Source organism: Sphingobacterium sp. Mn56C, assembly GCF_049319645.1.
Taxonomy (GTDB): Bacteria; Bacteroidota; Bacteroidia; order Sphingobacteriales; family Sphingobacteriaceae; genus Sphingobacterium.
This window is the reverse complement of the sequence record NZ_JBMOUC010000024.1, coordinates 1-230: the sequence shown is the minus strand read 5'-3', so window position 1 is coordinate 230 and position 230 is coordinate 1. Positions and strand designations below refer to the sequence as shown.

The window sequence follows — 230 nt, the reverse complement described above, 5'->3', positions numbered from 1 at the left end:
GCTGGATTCGAACCAGCGACACAAGGATTTTCAGTCCTTTGCTCTACCAACTGAGCTATGGCACCTTTTAAGTTTTTATTTATAAACTGTTACCTTCAGTTTTTTTGCCTTTCAGCGTATAAAAAAGCCTATTCTTTGGAGAACAGGCTTTTGTGGTGGTGCCAGCTGGATTCGAACCAGCGACACAAGGATTTTCAGTCCTTTGCTCTACCAACTGAGCTATGGCACCT

General features: G+C 43.0%; 1 tRNA gene. It reads right to left on the bottom strand.

What is annotated here, in order from left to right:
- Positions 1-153 precede the first annotated feature (153 nt).
- Positions 154-229: transfer RNA gene (locus tag ACL9RF_RS17730), tRNA-Phe, on the bottom strand.
- Position 230: the final 1 nt, after the last annotated feature.